This is a genomic window from Lysinibacillus sp. SGAir0095, assembly GCF_005491425.1.
Taxonomy (GTDB): Bacteria; Bacillota; Bacilli; order Bacillales_A; family Planococcaceae; genus Ureibacillus.
In genome coordinates this window covers 3,710,583-3,729,000 of the sequence record NZ_CP028083.1, presented here as the reverse complement: position 1 = coordinate 3,729,000, position 18,418 = coordinate 3,710,583, and the positions used below count along the sequence as shown (strand labels likewise).

Sequence of the window (18,418 nt, the reverse complement as noted above, 5' to 3'; positions counted from 1 at the left end):
TGTACATATAATAGAGGAGGTGGCTACAATGGTCGTGCATTTAAATGCAATTTCACCATTTGCCGTAGTTATTATTTGTGTAGTAGCCCTATTAATTTTTGGACCAAAGAAACTTCCTGAATTAGGAAGAGCGATGGGAACAACACTTCGTGAGTTCAAAAAGGGAACGAGTGGGTTATTGGAAGATGAAGACGACAAGAAAAAGAGCGTCAGTGTCATCGAGCAAAAAGATCTAGATAAAGAAAACAAGTAAGTTAAGGATGTCTATTTCCATGAATCCAAAACAACTCACTGTTATTGAACATATAGAAGAATTAAGAAAACGATTATTCATTTGTGCCATTTTCTTTGTTCTCGCCTTAATTGTGAGCTTTTATTTTGCAAAGCCGATTATTAAATCTATTCAGTATAGCGAACAAGCAGAGCAATTAACTTTAAACGCTTTCAATGTTGGGGATCCACTTACTGTGTATTTGGAAGTTACTTTTATTGTAGCGTTTATCATTACTTCGCCAATTATCCTTTATCAGCTTTGGGCGTTTATCACACCAGGGCTGCATGAAACTGAGCGAAAAGCAACATTAAAATATATCCCATATGCATTTTTATTGTTTGTTGCAGGACTAGCATTTGGTTATTATATTTTATTCCCGAATGTCATGAATTTCATGATGCAATTATCGGATGATTTAGATATTCAACAAACAATTGGGATTAATGAATATTTCGGCTTTTTGTTTAAATTGGTCGTACCATTCGGTATTATTTTTGAATTGCCTGTTGTGATGCTTTTCTTAGCAAGACTGGGGATATTAAATCCTCAGCTTATGGTCAAATTTAGGAAGTATTCCTATTTTGTCTTATTTGTACTAGCAGTACTTGTAGCACCGCCAGATATTATTTCATATATTTTGATTTCAATACCCTTGTTTGTGTTATATGAGATCAGTATTGTGATAGCACGAATTGGCTATAAAAAATACTTGGTGGCAGAAGCACTGCGGATACAAGAAGAGAAAGAACTTGAACAAAAAATACAGGTGGAAGACTTGTTGGCTGAACAACGCCGACAAATTGAAGAAATGACAAATCGCCAATAATTTTTAAAGCCTATTTCAAAAGTAAAATTACTTTTGAAATAGGCTTTTTTTATGGAGTAAAACTATTGAAATAGATGGGCGTTCATTTGAACAATTGTCACAAAACCATTTAACAGCATATGTGCGATAATGGAAGTAAGTAATCTACGTGTTTTGTAGTATAAGAAGGCAAAGATAAATCCACTGATCGTATATAGAATGATGTGTGTAAAGTCTAAATGAATAAGGGCAAATATGATGGAACTGATAATACCCGCAACCCAAAAATTCTGTGTTTGTACAATCGAACCAAAGATAACACGTCGGAAAACAAATTCTTCTAAAATTGGCCCTAAAACAACTGTAGCAAGAATCATAATAGGGGCTACCTCTGTTAATAGAATAATTGTTTCTGTATTCTCAGAACCTTTTTGAATGCCCAGCCCTGTCTCGATAATCGCACCTATTGCTTGACCTAGAAATACTAGGAAAAATCCTATAATGCCCCAGCCAATTGATACTGGAATTGAAGCTTTTTCTCCTTTAAATACATCCCAGAAGTTCTTATTTTTAGAAATTAAGAATATACAAACTAAGAATGCAATTGCAAAAGAGATTGTAGACCACCATCCAGCTAGAGCAATTTCTTCATTTCCATCTTGTGAAAAAAATTGAAGGAAGAATGACTTAATAGGTGGAATTCTTAATAGGAAGCCAGATAATTGAACGGCTATGTAAGTGATTAAAACATAAAAGGCGGTTTTTTGTGTTTGAACTTTCATAGAAGTACTCAATAGAAAAATTCCCTCTTTCTAAAACTAGTCTTATAATTTTTTTCGGATAAAGATTAATTTAAAAAAATTAATGTATATCCAGAAATAGAAGTAGCTAAACTATCACCGGCAAGTTTCAAGTTTTAATAATAATACTCTATGCTTCTATTGTAGATGAATACGGAAAGAAAACAAAATTTTTAGGCTTCTGACTTGCAAATGTAAAAATAATTCATTATTATAATAATTGTGTTAGCACTCGTAAGAAGAGAGTGCTAATAAGATTATATAAACTATAATTTGTAGGAGGTTGTTTCACTTGTTAAGACCATTAGGTGATCGTATCATTATCGAACTAGTTGAGGTGGAGGAAATTACAGCATCAGGACTTGTACTTCCAGATTCAGCAAAAGAAAAACCACAAGAAGGTAATGTAGTTGCTGTGGGAACTGGTCGTGTACTAGATAACGGCACACGCGTCGAGCTTGATGTAAAAACGGGCGATCGTATTATCTTCTCTAAATACTCAGGCACAGAAGTGAAATATGAAGGCAAAGAGTTCTTAATCCTTCGCGAAAGTGATGTATTAGCTGTTATTGGCTAATTATATTAAAAGTTAATCTTAAGCAATAAGGGCGCCATACATAATCCTAACGGCGCTCACATGCTACTTTTGATTTTGAATAGAAAAATATAAATTTGGAGGTAGACAAAATGGCAAAAGATATTAAATTCTCTGAAGAAGCTCGTTCTTTAATGCTTCAAGGTGTTGATAAATTAGCGAATGCAGTAAAAGTAACTTTAGGACCAAAAGGACGTAATGTAGTTCTAGAAAAAAAATACGGTTCTCCATTAATTACAAATGATGGTGTAACAATCGCAAAAGAAATCGAACTTGAAAACGCATATGAAAATATGGGTGCGAAACTAGTAGCGGAAGTTGCTTCTAAAACGAACGAAATCGCTGGTGACGGTACGACTACTGCAACAGTTTTAGCACAAGCTATGATTCGCGAAGGACTTAAAAACGTAACTGCAGGAGCTAACCCTGTTGGTATCCGTAAAGGGATGGACAAAGCTGTAGCGGCGGCACTAGAAGAATTACAAGCTATTTCTCGTCCAGTAGAAAACAAAGAAGCAATTGCTCAAGTTGCTGCAATTTCTGCTGCTGATGAAGAAGTGGGTGACTTCATCGCAGACGCTATGGAACGTGTAGGTACTGACGGTGTTATCACAATTGAAGAATCTAAAGGGTTTACTACTGAGTTAGATGTAGTGGAAGGTATGCAATTTGACCGTGGATATGTATCTCACTACATGGTAACTGATACTGACAAAATGGAAGCAGTATTAGACAACCCTTATATTTTAGTTACAGATAAAAAGATTTCAAACATCCAAGAAATCTTACCTTTACTTGAACAAGTTGTTCAACAAAGCCGTCCATTACTGATCATTGCAGAGGATGTTGAAGGAGAAGCTCTTACAACATTAATCTTAAATAAATTACGTGGTACATTTAACGTGGTAGCTGTTAAAGCTCCAGGCTTCGGTGACCGTCGTAAAGCAATGCTAGAAGATATCGCTGTATTAACTGGTGGTCAAGTAATCACATCAGATCTTGGTTTAGATTTAAAAACAGCTGATGTAACAACATTAGGTCGCGCTGGTAAAGTTGTCGTGTCTAAAGACAATACAACAATTGTCGAAGGTGCTGGGAATGCAGACGAAATCGAAGTTCGCGTAAACCAAATCCGTGCTCAAATTGCAGAAACTACTTCTGAATTTGATAAAGAAAAATTACAAGAACGTCTTGCTAAACTAGCTGGTGGAGTAGCGGTAATCAAAGTTGGTGCTGCAACTGAAACTGAGCTAAAAGAACGTAAACTACGTATCGAAGACGCTCTAAACTCAACTCGTGCTGCTGTTGAAGAAGGTATCGTATCAGGTGGTGGTACAGCACTTCTAAACGTATACTCTGCAGTTGAAAAAGTTATTGATTCAGTAGATGGCGATGTAGCAACTGGTGTACGTATCGTATTACGTGCTCTTGAAGAACCAGTACGTCAAATCGCAAACAATGCAGGTCTTGAAGGTTCAATCATCGTAGACCGCTTAAAACGCGAAGAAGTTGGCGTAGGCTTTAATGCAGCTAACGGCGAATGGGTAAACATGATCGAAGCGGGTGTTGTTGACCCAGCGAAAGTTACTCGTTCAGCTTTACAAAACGCTGCATCTGTAGCTGCTCTATTCTTAACAACAGAAGCAGTAGTAGCAGACATTCCAGAACCAAACGCTCCAGCACTTCCAGATATGGGCGGAATGGGCGGCATGATGTAATAAAGCCGTCAAACCATTGATATTACTGGGTTTGTATGTAAGGTGAAAGTGATTTGCTAACATTTTAATCGAGGCTTCTCAAAAGTTCATTGAACTTTTGAGAAGCCTCTTTTTTTATTTCTAGTGTTAAGCGGGGATAATTTTTTTTGTATTTTAATTGTCAGTATGACCTAAGTGAACCCAAGACTTAATCAGATGAAAAAATTATCCTATATTTTCATCTTCCTGTTGATGCAAACTTCTACAAGAATAATGCTTATTCGTTATACAAAATTCTAGTATTTGTCTAAGCCATTTATACTTTTTGTCAATCTAGTCTTACCATCTAGATAGGGGTGTGAGGATAAATGTAAGTTGCTATAAAAATTCTAATATTGGGTTAGGATATAGACCCTACTCTATGTCATATTTTTACAAACTGGCTAAACCGTACATAGCATAGATATCGGGGAGAAGCAACTTGAAAGTGATTAGGCAGCACACTAGAACTCTTTCTATTTTTTAGCTGAATTAATATTTTTTATTTATGCTAACCTGTGACAAAAACATATACAACGATGCTTGACCCAACATAAACTTACAAGAAGCCGTTATTGAAAGGAGGTTAAAAATCTATGTTTAAGTTCCGCTTCATCCTAGACTATTTCAGAACTCAAGATGCTTTGGGACCTATAATAGAAAATAGTTTGCGAGCAAAATGGTTAACCAAACTATGTCCGAATGATATAGAACTAGCTTTTGCCCCAAACGAAGGTCAAAAACCTTTATATGAACCCGAAAAAGTTAGAATTGTATCTAAAACTGAACCCAATTGGTGGAATCACTATTCCTTTAACTCTTTTCAAACCGATCCCAAAGAAAAAAATTTTAGTTTAGGACCGAATCTTTACTTAAATCAACGCCCTGAAACTACTATTCCATTAGTCGTGTACTCACAGTGGCAAAAAGGCATAGTCCTAAATAAATGGAATCAATACCCCGAACAGTATATAAAAGTTATCCCTAATATGGTTGATTACAGTCTATTTAAGGTTGGTGAAAAATCCAAGCATATAAACGGTGGGTTGGATTGGTAGAGATTAACCTGATCTTTCCACGAAAGGAATGGAAGTGATTCCATTTTTAGCAAAACGATTTCCAGATATTCAATTCATTATGGTTCAAGGTAATAGACCACAATATCAGCATTTATGGTTAGAAGAATCCCCCAAAAATTTAAAGATGTACTATCAAGTTCCCCATCATGAACTTGCTGAATTAATGCGTTCATGGCACGTTCTAATTTGCGGAAGCAAATGGGAAACTGGAGCCACATACGTAAAGGAAGCAATGGCTAGTGGGGTGCCTGTTATTGCCCCAAAAGTGGCTGCACTGTCTGAAGTGGCTTCCAGTCAAATACTCTTAGAAGATTTAAAATGGGAAAAATCCACAAAAGAGCCGAAAGTTTTAATGTGGTCAGAAGAATCAAAAGAACGTTTTGGTTTGGCATTAGATGAACTACTGAGGGACAGAAGAGGATATAAGAAACTTGTAAGCAACTCCTTAGAAGAAAGCAAAAAATCATCTCCGGAGAACATTGCAAAACTATGGTTTGATTTTATGTATAAGTGTCGAGATTTAAAGGATGTGTGATGAAAAATTAAAAAGATATAAAGATAGATATAAAGAATGGAGTGTGTTTTCCTTGTTTGAAAAAATGCGACAGAATTTCATCTCGAAAAACGAAAAAAAACAACAAGCTCAGCTCTTAGATACAGCAAAAGTAACAGTTGTAATTCCATTTTACAACCGAGCAAATTATATAAAGGAAGCTATTGAGAGCGTTTTTAACCAAACTTATGAAAATTGGAAGTTAATATTAGTTGATGATGGTTCAACTGATGATTATATTAGTCAAATCAAAGATTTTTTAGAAGATCCCCGAGTTAAATTACAGCGATTAGGACAAAATGTTGGACAATCCAAAGCGCTAAATAGTGGATTGGACCTTGTTGAAACACCGTATCTAATTCAATTAGACAGTGATGATTGGTTTTACCCTCATACACTTGAAATTTTGGTAAATGAGGCAGATAAACAACCAAATGATGTAGCAGTTATTTCCGGTAATATACAAATCACCCATGAGGATGAAAATGGAAACCGTATATTGACTGAAGTATATAAAAATAGGCAATTTAAAGATAAATATGATTTTCTATTATCGAATACGTCTGTGTGGCCTCGCTTTTATCGAACTTCTTCATTACGTTTTGTAGGAGGCTGGCCAACTGATGACCCTTATGAAGGCCGCTATTTAGAAGATAAGCGAATTTTACACAAACTCATTGAGCATTTTAGATTTTATTGGATGGATCAAATGTTATATAATCAACGTTTTCACAAGGATAGTCATTCTAGGAACGTTGAGAAATATGCGGAAGTGGAAGAATGGACAGTACGTGATTCATTAAAAAGATGGGGCGATGAGTATGAACCCGTCATGGAAACGTTCGGCTTAGGGTGGAAAAGAGTCAATTACATTATCTCTAAAAATTCGGAAGGCCATCCGAATAAATTAACATTGCAATCTAGTTCCAAAATGCCTGAAAACCAGCAACACGCTACTAATCAATTTACTAATCTCAACAATCTTTCAGGTGCACCTGGAACTGGCCCGGGAACAGGACCAGGAACCGGCCCGGGAACAGGACCAGGGACAGGACCCGGGACGTGAAGATGGATTGAGCCTCGTTACAGTTGTTGTTCCCACTTACAATAAGGAGCAGTACATCAAGAAGGCCGTCGAATCAATTTATGCACAAACATATAAAAATTGGGAATTACTTGTTATTGATGATGGTTCTACAGACAATACACTTTCAGTTATCAAAAGGATTACTGATCCTAAAAATACTAAAATCATTTCTAGAAAGAAAAATGAAGGTATTTGTCATGTGTTAAACGAAGCCCTTGATTTTATTCAATCCGATTTCTTTATTCAAGTGGATGGAGATGATTGGATTGAACCAGAAACGATCAATGTTCTTTTAAATGAAATGGATAATCAACCTGCCAATACTGCATTAGCATATGGGAATACGATTCATTGGCATGAAAATAATGGTGTACTTCATTTTCATAAGAAGGTCAAACATCGCTCGTTTAAAGATCGATACGAATTTGTAACGTATGATCCCATGGTCCAACCTAGATTTTATAGAACAAGTTGTGTAAGAAATGTTGGTGGTTGGGAAATAGATTCGCTTACACAAGGAAGAATGATGGAAGACCGGCGCATGCTTCTTCGATTATTAGATAAATATAATTTTTTATATGTAGATAAGGATTTATATAATTTTCGTTATCACCAGTCAAATTTGAGTTTAGATCAGAATGCCTATATATATAATCAATTAAGAAAATTAGAAACGGAAAAAGCGTTATTGCGATGGGGAGATGAATTTGAAGCCACGACGGTTGGCCACCCCGACTTATGGCAATCGATCAAGCTAATTCCAAAGCAAAAGGAGTGATATGAAAAAGATGCGAAAGCCAAAGGTTACCGTTGTGATTCCTTTATATAATAAAGAACGATTTATTGAGGATGCCATAAAAAGTGTGATTAACCAAACTTATAAATATTGGCAGCTATTAATTATAAATGACCATTCAACGGATCGTTCGTTAGAGTTTGTAAATCCTTATTTAAAGGATAATAGAATTAAATGTATTTCCTTAAATAATAATATTGGATTGAACAATGTTAATAATTACGCGCTATCTTTAGTTGAGACTGAATTTTTTTTACAGTTGGATGCAGATGACTGGTTATTTCCTGAGGCAATAGAATCCCTGTTAGAAGCTGCTCATTCACATCCTACTGCAGGCTTAATATATGGTAATCATATTAAATATTTATATGATGAAGAGGATAATATTATTGAAGAAGAAGAGATTACAATAGGGCAGTACGAAGATAAATATGATTTACTGTATAGAATGAACTATGCAATGGTTCCACGTTTATTTCGTACAAAATGTTTACGGGATGTAGGAGGGTGGTTGGCACAAAAAAAGGGAGATGCCATTGCGGAAGATGTGCAAATTACCTTAAGAATAGCTAGTAAATATGACTGTATTTGGGTAGATAAATTTTTATATCATCGAAGACTATATAAAGAGAATTTAGAAAATTTTAAAAAATCACGTCCTTTAGCGAGGGAGTATCGATACGAATTATTTAATCAAGTTCTAAGTGAATGGGGAAATGAGCGTATCCCTATTTGGCAAAGTATTAATGGTTCATACTATTTAAATAGGCTTGAAGAAAATCACAATCAAGTGAGTCAATCAAGATATACTATTGTGATTCCAAATTTTAATCATAGAGATACCTTACCCGGTGCGTTAATCAGTGCATTAGAACAGACACTGCAGCCGGAAAAAATTATTATTATAGACGATGCTTCTACAGATGATTCGATCAAAAGACTCCAATCTATGATAAAGAGTTCGAAAATTGAAATTATTGAATCGAGAGAAAACGAGGGAATATCGAAAGTTCTAAATAAAGCCCTTGAGCATATAAATACCCCCTATTTTATTCAACTAGATGGAGACGATTGGCTTGAATGTCATGCAGCTGAAAAATTAATCGCAAGTCTGGAAAGGACTCCACACGCGGCTTACGCTTATGGAAATCATAGACTTTGGGAGGAAACAGAAGACGGGTTTTTAAAGTTATATAATAACATCATTCAGCCGTACTTCTCTGATAAATATGATATGTTATTAAAACTTGGTTTTATGGTAAATCCAAGGTGTTACCGTACGGAGTATGTGAAAAATGTTGGAGGTTGGCTAACCAATGACCCTTGGGATGGTAGGTATTTCGAAGATGCTCGGATGATTCTGCGCCTGGCTTCAAAATATTCTTGGGTTCATGTTGAAGATTTTCTTCACAATGTGAGATATAGCAAAAGAAAATCGGATGGGAAAATAGACTATTATAATTATCTGCGAACACACTTTTATGAAGAGTTGTTAGAAGAGTGGGGTGCGACATACAAACCAGTTTGGAAAACAGCTTCTACTGGAAGAGTTATATTGGAACGACTAGAAAAAAAGTAAAAGTGGCAGCAGGACTCTGAGGATAGAAATATGGTCTATAAATATCAACGCATATTGTTATATATTTACTTGTGAAGGATGTACAAAATGATTCGTTTTCTTTCGATAAATGATTTTTCAAATCTACGGGTGGTATGTTGTAATAACCCACGCCTCCCCTGAGAATAAAATAATTAAATGAAGCTTCCCATGAGCTTGAAACTTGTGGGAAGCTTTTTTGTTTGGTGACATGAATCCTACTTTCGGAATTTATTTATCTACATGGCTATGCCAATCAAATCCAATTTCCTCAGCGCTATACACTAGCATCTCTCGGTAGTAAAAGTACGTTAAAACCCCATAACGATTCAGTAAATTATCATCTTCTCATTCTCTAAACGAAAAAAGCAATTGTAACTCGTTCGCTTCCCTTCTTTTACTTTGGTTAATTATTCTAATTTTCTCTCATAGTCAAATTACTAAATAGGTCTGTGGTCTTAGTAAAGATTAGGCTCAAGTATGTTTTTCTAATAATTTCCATTTAGTATGATGGTTCTGGTAAGTTCAAGTCTAAAAACAGTCTTATTGGAAGGAGATATAATTTTGTTTCTAAAAATTGTAAAGAACGATTTCATCAGGAATAAGATTTCAACTATATCCGTTCTATTGTTTATAACGATGGCAGTTACCTTGGCAACAAGTGCAGTAAATAATATGACCACTTTGATTCAGTCGATGTCGAAACTGGAGGAACGTGCAGTACCAGCTGATATCGCGCAGATGCATACCGGAGAATATGACCAGGCTGCAATTGACCAATTCACTGCTCAATACCGTGAACATATAGCGATGCAGGAGACGATGATTCTCCAAAATGTAGATGGAAGCAATATTCATATTGGTCAAAATCAAACATTGGCCGGCACGATACAGGATATTTCATTTGTTGTTCAGAATAGTAAATTTGACTTTATATTGAACCTGGACAATGAAAAGCTGGATGTTAAGGAAGGGTTCGTAGCTGTGCCCATCTATTTCATGGAACAGTATGACTTAAAAATAGGTGATACGATTACAGTGAAAAGCAATGGGTATGAAAAAGAGTTTGTCATTTCAGATTATGCAAGAGATTTTGAAATGAACTCTTCCCTTACTTCCTCCAAAAGATTTGTTACTAATTATAATGACTTTTATGACATGTTTGTGATGGGACCAGGGGGAATGGAATACTTGATTGAATTCAAAATGAATGAAAACGGAGATGTTGATACTGTTCAGACAGCATATATCGAGGCAGGTCTTCCGGCAAACGGTCCTACAATCGGAGGAAAGATGTTTCTGTTGTTTAATGCTATGTCAGATGTTGCAGTTGCAATGGTCATAATTCTTATCAGTATTTTGCTAATCATCATAGCTTTGCTCTGTATCAGGCTTATATTTGTGGCAACGATAGATGAAGATCTAAGAGAAATCGGTGTTATGAAAGCAATAGGAATATCCAAAGAGGACATAAAGAAGGTATATCTTAATAAATACCGGGCCATGTCATTAGTAGCCGGTACGATGGGTTATCTGCTTTCCTTTGCAACGATAAATCTGTTAAACGGAAATATTAGGCTATATATTTCTTCCGATTTATCAGGAAATTTAAAATACTTATCATCGCTTATTGCTCCACTACTCGTATATTTCATGATTGTGATGTACTGCAAGCGAGTACTGAAAAAAATTGATAAAATTTCCGCGGTGGATGCATTAAGGGGAGACTCTATAGATAGCGGAAAGAACAGAAAACATAGTTTCCAATTGATAAAGAACAAATTCTTCAGCACGAATATTTACATGGGGCTTGTGGATGTGTGGAAACGTTTCAAATTATATAGGCTGCTGTTTGTTATTTTTATTGTATGTACGTTCATTGTCATACTTCCAGTAAATATTTATAACACCCTAAGTTCACCAGAGTTTTCCTCCTATATGGGAATAGGAAAACACGATGTGCGAATCGATCTTCGAAGAACCGATCGTATTGCGGAAGATTTTATAAAACTGCAGGAAGATTTAGAAAATGATAATGATATTGAAAAGTTTGCAACCTACGTAACAAGTTCCTACCAAGTTAAGAATGACGATGGTTCCTGGAACTATATTAATATTGAAATCGGGGATTTTACTGTATTTCCATTAAACTATTTGGAAGGCAGAGCACCAGAGGGGGAAGGAGAAATCTCGCTTTCCTTCGCCAATGCCGCAAAAGACGGATTAAATAAGCGAGTAGGAGATGAAGTAACCGTCAAGGTAGGTGGGGAAGAACGGACATTAACAGTTACGGGTATTTATCAGGATATTACAAACGGGGGCAAAACAGCAAAGGCGCATACGAGTCTTGGGATAAATGAAGAGGCCGTTCTTTGGTACATTGTGAGTATGGATTTGGCTGAAGGTGTTGATATTCGTGAAAAATTGGACTATTACCAGAATGTTTATAGTACTGCACAGGTAAATGATATCAAAGAATATACGCAGCAGACGCTTGGAAATATCATAGCGCAGATGGGTACCGTAGTAATAGCCGGAATCTCAATCGCGATCATCATAGCTATATTAATCACGGCATTATTCCTTCGAATGTTACTCTCAAAAGATATGTCCCAGATTGCCATCATGCGAAGTTTGGGATTAACTTCAATGCAAATTAGTCATCAATATATGGCAGGTACACTGTTGGTACTGGTAGCGGGAATCATTCTTGGAGTTCTGGCTTCGAATCTTCTAGGAGAATTTCTTGTCAGTATGGCCATGACCTCTATGGGAGCGGCAAAAATTGAATTTGTTCATATTGTATGGCAGACCTGGTTGCTTTGTCCGTTAGTGTTGATTGTAGTGGTTGGATTGACGATATTAATGTCCTGTAAGGTAGCCATAAAAAAGGATTTATCTGTCCTTTTAAGAAGCTAACAGTACTTAAGGTGAGGACCCAGGGTATTTTCTGCTGTTATGGAATACATCCCTTAAGTATAGACAACAATTGTTTTTCTAAAGAAGCATTCCAAGACCCTCAGAAGAAATAGACTTTGATAGGTATATTTGACATAGGAGGAATATAGATGACCAATATAATTGAAGCAAGTAGCATGAACAAAAAAGTAGTATTGGGGAAAGGTCATGAGATTCATATCTTAAAGGATGTTAACCTGGAGATTGAAGAAGGAGAATTCGTTTCGGTTATGGGACCATCGGGAAGCGGGAAAACTACACTCCTTTATAATATTAGTGGTATGGATAGAATTACTGCTGGTAGTGTGAAATTTAATGGTCGAGAAATTGATCATCTAAAAGAAGAAGAATTGGCCAAGATTCGACTGAAATCAATGGGATTTATCTTTCAGGATATTAATTTATTAAAGAATCTGTCATTGATTGACAATGTTATGTTTCCTGCACTTGTATCAAAAGATGCGGATAAAAATGCCGTACATCAAAAAGCAAAAAAACTGATGAAAATGACAGGGATTGAAAAACTTGCAAATCATAATATCACGCAAGCCTCTGGTGGACAGCTGCAGAGAGTAGGCATCTGTAGGGCATTAATAAATGATCCGGATATCATATTTGGAGACGAACCGACCGGAGCACTAGATTCCAAATCGACAGAAGAGATTATGTCAATTCTTGCAGAGATTAATAATAATGGGACAACGGTAATGCTTGTTACGCATGATGTAAAGGTGGCAGCAAAAACAGAAAGAATCCTGTTTATGGTAGATGGAAAAATTATTGCGCAGAAGAAAATGCGTAAATTCGATGCAAGACAAGAAGATAATAAGCAAAGAGAAGAAGAGCTTATGAAATGGTTAGTGGATAATGGGTTCTAATTTTTTATTGGCATTCGCTAAACAATTTTTAATGTAATTATAGAAAAGTAATGAATTCCCTGACAATCTTGAAAACTGAAATCTAAAGAAGCTTCCCATTAGTATTGAAACTTTTGGGAAGCTTCTTTATTGTTACGTCGTGGATAGAGGTTATTGGATCATGGGGAGATCTACCAATACAAGAGGGTCGCCCATTTATCCCTGGACATCTCTCATTTGTTTAGGCCCTTGAATATACTGATGAAAGAATGGGAGTTGAACAACGTGAGAGATTTATATATGGATGCCCCTTCACATCGACAATTGCTAAACAATTGGGAACGAACGGTACTAGAGAAGTTTTCTGCAAAGATGAGTGATAAGAACCGGCCTTTTCCATGTATTCCGGCTACAATTGGTTTTTTTAAGAACCAATTGCGTTATGGATTTGTTGGAGACCCGCAGAGAAATGACACATTAAATGAGCTAGCACACCTACTGAGCCTGTTCACCAGCGAATCTAGAAATTTCGGTTCCTACACCTCGCTAATTATTTTCTATCAAACACCTAAGGATCTTAGGGAGACCTATACGGTGGAGGATTATGAACAGTTATTTTGGAAGCAACTTAGTGGCTTAACGGCAATCGACTCAACTGAATGGCCTGCTGAAATCCCAATGGATCCTCACAATCCAATATGGGAGTTTTGTTTTAATGGGGAAAAATACTTTATGTATTGCGCAACTCCTGCAAACGTTAACCGTCAAAGTCGGCATTTTGATGTAATGATGCTGGCCATCACCCCTCGGTGGGTACTGCAGGAATTTAATAGGAAGGAGAGTTTTGCTCGAAACATTAAAGCGAAAGTCCGTGAAAGATTGGTCAACTATGATGTGGTCCCTATCCATCCAGACTTGAAAAGTTACGGTGCCGAAGATAACTTTGAGTGGAGACAATATTTTTTGAGAGATGATGATACTTCGTTATCAAAATGTCCTTATCATCGGGTGCTGAGCTATTTAAAGCAAGAAAAATAATCGGCGCAGTAATTTACCTCCCTAGCGCTTTATACTTTATCGTTAAAGAAATGAAAAATAACATAGCAAATTAAATCGAGGCTTCTCAAGAGTTGTGAAAACTTTTAGGAAGCTTCATTTTCATTTCTCGTGTAATGTGGGACTAGCCGTTTTTGGTGTTTTGATCGTCTGAATGACCTAGCCTATCCATAATCTGTTCGAATGCTATACGGCTGAATTCCATTGTAAAGATTATATAAAGTTAAAGTCATTCTTGTTGACTCACAAAAAAAAATTCGTTAACATACTCTAGACCGGTTGCTATAATTTTTTTCGGGAGTGGGCTTTGGATGAAGGAAAAACAAAACACAAGGGATGTCATTTTGCAAACTGCAACACGGCTTTTTCAACGACAAGGTTATAACGGAACAGGGCTTAATCAAATCATTGAAGAAAGTGGTGCTCCCAAAGGTTCAATTTATTATCACTTCCCTAACGGAAAAGAAGAAATTGCCATCGAAGCGATCTCGATGATGAGAAAGCTTCTGTTGGAAGGAGCGGAAAAGGACTTAACAGGAAAAAATTCAGCAGCAGAAGCATTCGAATATTATCTTTATAATGTAGCTGCTGTATTTGACATGAGAAGTTGTATAGATGGGTTATCAATTGGATTAATCGCATCGGAAACAGCATTTACACATGAGAATCTACGTTATTCATGTGAAATGGTCTTCAAGGATCTACAGTCTTTACATGCTCAAATCCTTGTTCAGTATGGGTTTGAAAGAGAACAGGCGGAAGAACTAGGAATAACCATAGCGGCGATGATAGAAGGCGCATGCATTTTATCGATTACATATCAGGATGGAAATCCATTGAGAAAGATTACAAAGCCGTTATCTTTATTGTTAAAAAGAAGTCAAGAGAGACAAGAGGAGAAATAAAATGGAAATGAGTAATACACAGCAAGTAAAAGCTGGAGAGATAAATATTGGTGATTTACGAGTTGTACCAATCATTATCTCATTTGTTGTTGCTGGATTTATTGGCTTGTTTAGTGAGACAGCCCTAAATATGGCATTAACAAATCTTATAAATGATTTTGGGATACATGAAACAACAGCACAGTGGTTAACTACAGGCTACCTACTTACACTAGGTATTCTTGTACCTGTTTCAGGACTCATCATGCAATGGTTTACTACAAGGCAGCTATTTTTTACAGCACTTATTGCGTCAATTATAGGAACGTTAATAGCGGCTATTGCGCCAACTTTTGCGGTTTTAATGATTGCGCGTGTTGTACAGGCAATCGGAACAGCTTTATTATTGCCGTTAATGTTTAATACAATGCTATTAATTATCCCGCCACATAAACGCGGTCGCATTATGGGGATCATAGGTCTTGTTATTATGTTTGCACCGGCTGTTGGTCCGACTATTTCAGGCATTATTATTAATAATTTAACATGGCACTGGATTTTCTGGATCTCGCTTCCACTATTAGTCGGAGCACTTATTTTTGGTTTATTTTTTATGCAGAACGTTGGAACACCAACCAAGCCAAAAATTGATTTTCTTTCTATATTATTATCGACTCTTGGATTTGGCGGAATCGTGTTTGGATTCAGCAGTGCGGGAGAAGGCGGCGGCTGGGGAAGTCCAACCGTTATTATCGCCATTATCGTCGGTGTTGCTTCCTTAATACTGTTTTCAATTCGCCAAACGAAAATGCAGCAGCCAATGCTTAATTTAAGAGCATTTAAATATCCAATGTTTACAATTGGTCTCTTATTGATTCTTGTTTGTATGATGGTTATGTTATCAACGATGATTCTTTTACCGCTCTACTTACAAACGTCACTTGCACTTACTACGTTTGCAGCTGGTCTTCTTCTTTTGCCAGGCGGAATTATCAATGGGGTTTTGTCGCCAGTTATGGGTGGTTTGTTTGACAAGTACGGACCGAAATGGCTCGTTAGAATTGGGATTTTCATCTTACTTGGAGCAATGTTTGGATTCTCGACTATAACAATCGAGACGAGCTCCGCGTTTATTATTGCTATGCATATCATTACAATGATAGGGATTTCCATGATCATGATGCCGGCGCAAACCAATGGCCTGAATCAGTTGCCGCGTGAGCTGTATCCTGATGGAACAGCTATTATGAATACGTTGCAGCAGGTTGCCGGAGCAATAGGGACAGCTGTCGCCATCTCTATAATGTCTTCTGGTTTAGAATCGTTTACGCCAGAAGATCAAGCGAATCCGCTAAATCCTCTGCTTGCGTTCACAGCAGGAGTTCAGGACGCATTCATCTTTGCGATTATTATGGCAATTATCGGTTTTGTCATTTCTCTGTTCGTTAAACGTGTAAATGTAGAGCATCAGATGTAATTTAGTGAAACAAACTTGCAAAAATCTAGTAAAATAGTTATTAAAGAGGATTTCAGTAAGGAATAATTACTGAAATCCTCTTTTTTGTTATCAATTTACGAATTGTTTTTATCTTAGTATCTTTGCATTTACTAGTTGTTTACAAAGGGTGAATGTATTAGAGGTTTTTTTATTTGTATTAAAATCCGAGGTTTTTGGATAGTATCAACTCTCTACTGATAAAACAGGAGAAATCTGTTTGCACGGGTATTAAGTCAGTATTTTCTTTATCGACACTTATCGATTTACGATTAATACGGATGTAATTCTCTACAGAATGAATAATGCAATTTGTAGAGAGAGCTTCTTTATTTTCTTCACTTAATTCATTAAATGTTACACCATAGTCAGAGCCTGAATCGCTGTTTTTCCAAGCTGTGAATTGCATTGCGCGGGGTATATCTTCAAACAGATTATTTCGGAAAGTTGGGTTGATGGCACCACTTGCCAGTATCCCTCTGTTAGCGTTGTATTTACCGGGGTCAACGTCTTTAAATAAATTGTTTTCAATCGTAGCATTGCTCCAGTTCAACACGCGAATGGCATCCATGCGCATTTTCTCTATTCTATTATTTCTAATATGAATTTGGTCATGATATTTCTCGCCGGAATATTTATGTGTACCGATTGCCCGGTCCAGGTTGTAGAAAACATTATTTTCTATCGTGATATTGGAGTTGGGTGTTTTATCAAACTCACTCCACTTAGAACTCCAGCCATTGGTTAATTTGTCAGGAGTATCGAGATTAATCGCTTCTTTTATTCTTGTTGGAGAAGGTTTTGAATTCAAAAATTTATTATTGGCTATCACAGCATCTTTTGTAGCATCAATTTCAATAAAATGGCCGGAATACATGTTTAGAAAATTAATATTTTGGATTCGGATATTTTGATTATGGCCGGCAATAATAGCAATCCCATCCTTTACGAAATTCAAGTCAATCGTCGCTGTACCAGATCCAATGATCGAAATGTTTTTTTCACCCTCGTATTCGCCATAGACACTCTCTTTTTTTCCGAGAGAGGGCCGGATCAATTGAAAAATTGATTTGTTAGGCTCCCTTGAAGTACCAGTTTCATGTCCATTTACAATCTTTGCGCCATCTTCTAGTTTAATCGTTACATTGGAAGGTACGAATAATACGTTTGACACCGTATAAGTTCCTTTTTCTAATACGAGTGTGCCTCCACGTGATTCTTCTAGTTGCTCGAGATACGAACGAATTAAAAAATAATGTTTCGTATACTTATTGTAGGTTGAGTTGTTCATGAAATTTCTGTTATATGTTTCGCTGTTTGGTGTAATAGTATATGTGTCTGTCTTAGCTTCGATTGAATTTGCAGGAAAGCAAATCCACAAAGTTAATGCCACTAAGGTCAGTAAAAAATTTCTCATTATTTGTTTGTCCTCCTTATGATTGCTTATAAATATTGGCATTCAATTAGGAATAATATCCCGATACAAAGGAATTTGTTTACTCTCTAACTATCTACCCCAAAATCCAATTAATAATCGTATAATAGGTCAATCCATTAAGACTATTCGCCCTTTTGGGCATCATGAAAAAGATGGAAAAAATCTTAGTTCGACAAAAAATTACAAGTAATTTATAATGAATTAGTAATATATTAGCGTGAGATTAGTACTATTTAATAAAACTGAAAAAGGCAAACTTATCGAAAGGTAAGGACGCAAAACTACGAGTCTAAAATCCTATTGGATAATGATAGTCGGGTTGCCAAAAGTAATAATAAATGATTATTTGGCTATCCCTATCTATAACTGGGATAGCTTTTTTATTACACTTCTACGAAAAGAGATGTG

Annotated in this window: 16 protein-coding genes and 1 riboswitch; of the genes, 14 read left to right on the top strand and 2 right to left on the bottom strand. The window is 36.3% G+C overall.

All coding sequences use genetic code 11. The features are described 5' to 3' along the window. Window positions 1-28 precede the first annotated feature (28 nt). Together C1N55_RS18270 and tatC are read left to right on the top strand one after the other, a co-directional pair. Window positions 29-253: a twin-arginine translocase TatA/TatE family subunit gene (locus C1N55_RS18270; RefSeq protein ID WP_137730125.1), complete on the top strand. Its 225-nt coding sequence runs from the start codon at window positions 29-31 to the stop codon at window positions 251-253. A gap of 19 nt (window positions 254-272) precedes the next feature. Beyond that, a complete protein-coding gene (gene tatC, locus C1N55_RS18265; protein ID WP_137730124.1) occupies window positions 273-1,100 on the top strand; it encodes a twin-arginine translocase subunit TatC in 828 nt (275 codons plus the stop codon). Window positions 1,101-1,162: 62 nt separating this feature from the next. On the opposite strand, the gene C1N55_RS18260 is transcribed toward tatC, so the two are convergent. Then, window positions 1,163-1,861 (bottom strand): CPBP family intramembrane glutamic endopeptidase, encoded by a 699-nt coding sequence (locus tag C1N55_RS18260; RefSeq protein WP_137730123.1) that lies wholly within the window; start codon window positions 1,859-1,861, stop codon window positions 1,163-1,165. Window positions 1,862-2,171: 310 nt separating this feature from the next. On the opposite strand from C1N55_RS18260, the gene groES reads away from it, so the two are divergent. From groES to C1N55_RS18200, 12 genes are all read left to right on the top strand, one after another. Further along, window positions 2,172-2,456 carry a co-chaperone GroES gene (gene groES, locus C1N55_RS18255; protein WP_137730122.1) on the top strand — a complete coding sequence of 95 codons (285 nt, stop codon included), beginning with the start codon at window positions 2,172-2,174 and terminating at the stop codon, window positions 2,454-2,456. A gap of 110 nt (window positions 2,457-2,566) precedes the next feature. Continuing rightward, a complete protein-coding gene (groL, locus tag C1N55_RS18250; protein WP_137730121.1) occupies window positions 2,567-4,192 on the top strand; it encodes a chaperonin GroEL in 1,626 nt (541 codons plus the stop codon). A 614-nt stretch (window positions 4,193-4,806) separates the two neighbouring features. Then, entirely contained in the window at window positions 4,807-5,268 is a 462-nt protein-coding gene (locus C1N55_RS18245) for a hypothetical protein (RefSeq protein ID WP_137730120.1), read from the top strand. Between the two features lie 34 nt (window positions 5,269-5,302). Continuing rightward, window positions 5,303-5,824 (top strand): glycosyltransferase, encoded by a 522-nt coding sequence (locus C1N55_RS18240; RefSeq protein ID WP_168193901.1) that lies wholly within the window; start codon window positions 5,303-5,305, stop codon window positions 5,822-5,824. Between the two features lie 52 nt (window positions 5,825-5,876). Next, window positions 5,877-6,908, top strand: coding sequence for a glycosyltransferase family 2 protein (locus C1N55_RS18235; RefSeq protein WP_240758331.1), 1,032 nt, complete (start codon window positions 5,877-5,879; stop codon window positions 6,906-6,908). Between the two features lie 7 nt (window positions 6,909-6,915). Further along, window positions 6,916-7,707: a glycosyltransferase family 2 protein gene (locus C1N55_RS18230; protein WP_137730117.1), complete on the top strand. Its 792-nt coding sequence runs from the start codon at window positions 6,916-6,918 to the stop codon at window positions 7,705-7,707. A 10-nt stretch (window positions 7,708-7,717) separates the two neighbouring features. Further along, complete coding sequence (locus tag C1N55_RS18225; protein WP_168193899.1) at window positions 7,718-9,304, top strand: glycosyltransferase family 2 protein; 1,587 nt, start codon at window positions 7,718-7,720, stop codon at window positions 9,302-9,304. A gap of 582 nt (window positions 9,305-9,886) precedes the next feature. Next, window positions 9,887-12,241: an FtsX-like permease family protein gene (locus C1N55_RS18220; RefSeq protein ID WP_137730115.1), complete on the top strand. Its 2,355-nt coding sequence runs from the start codon at window positions 9,887-9,889 to the stop codon at window positions 12,239-12,241. Window positions 12,242-12,390: 149 nt separating this feature from the next. Further along, window positions 12,391-13,158 (top strand): ABC transporter ATP-binding protein, encoded by a 768-nt coding sequence (locus C1N55_RS18215; protein WP_137730114.1) that lies wholly within the window; start codon window positions 12,391-12,393, stop codon window positions 13,156-13,158. Between the two features lie 279 nt (window positions 13,159-13,437). Further along, window positions 13,438-14,175: a YqcI/YcgG family protein gene (locus C1N55_RS18210; protein ID WP_137730690.1), complete on the top strand. Its 738-nt coding sequence runs from the start codon at window positions 13,438-13,440 to the stop codon at window positions 14,173-14,175. A 329-nt stretch (window positions 14,176-14,504) separates the two neighbouring features. Then, the gene (locus C1N55_RS18205; RefSeq protein ID WP_137730113.1) at window positions 14,505-15,098 is read left to right on the top strand and encodes a TetR/AcrR family transcriptional regulator; all 594 of its coding nucleotides are present in this window, start codon (window positions 14,505-14,507) and stop codon (window positions 15,096-15,098) included. Window positions 15,099-15,105: 7 nt separating this feature from the next. Continuing rightward, window positions 15,106-16,554, top strand: a complete 1,449-nt coding sequence (locus tag C1N55_RS18200; protein ID WP_137730689.1) for a DHA2 family efflux MFS transporter permease subunit — start codon at window positions 15,106-15,108, stop codon at window positions 16,552-16,554. 178 nt (window positions 16,555-16,732) lie between these two features. Here the strand turns inward: C1N55_RS18200 and C1N55_RS18195 are convergent, their stop codons facing one another. Then, entirely contained in the window at window positions 16,733-17,989 is a 1,257-nt protein-coding gene (locus C1N55_RS18195) for a right-handed parallel beta-helix repeat-containing protein (RefSeq protein ID WP_137730112.1), read from the bottom strand. A 261-nt stretch (window positions 17,990-18,250) separates the two neighbouring features. Then, window positions 18,251-18,337, top strand: a riboswitch (cyclic di-GMP riboswitch). The last annotated feature ends 81 nt before the right edge of the window (window positions 18,338-18,418 follow it).